This window comes from Streptomyces chisholmiae (genome assembly GCF_031845445.1).
In the GTDB taxonomy this organism is placed as follows: Bacteria; Actinomycetota; Actinomycetes; order Streptomycetales; family Streptomycetaceae; genus Streptomyces; species Streptomyces chisholmiae.
This window is the reverse complement of the sequence record NZ_JAVREO010000335.1, coordinates 1-235: the sequence shown is the minus strand read 5'-3', so window position 1 is coordinate 235 and position 235 is coordinate 1. Positions and strand designations below refer to the sequence as shown.

1 pseudogene is annotated in these 235 nt (G+C 77.9%); it reads right to left on the bottom strand.

Going from position 1 to position 235, the window contains the following annotated elements:
- Nucleotides 1-214 (bottom strand): annotated as a pseudogene (locus RM844_RS33450) (DUF6531 domain-containing protein); the annotation flags it as partial.
- Nucleotides 215-235 lie beyond the last annotated feature (21 nt).

Sequence of the window (235 nt, the reverse complement as noted above, 5' to 3'; positions counted from 1 at the left end):
GCCCCTGGGCGGCGCCGGCCGCCGCCTCCGCCGCCTGATGATCGCGGGTCGCGGCCCGCACATCCGCCTCATCCGGCGGCTCCGCGTCCGCCCGCTCACCCTCCCGTTGCAGCCGCTCCGCCTCGTCCCCGGCCCGCCCCAACCAGTCCGTCGCATCCCCCAACGCCGACTGCGCCGACGCCAGATCGGCCTGCGCGGCCACCGCACGATCCAACGCCCGATCCGCCATCCCCTG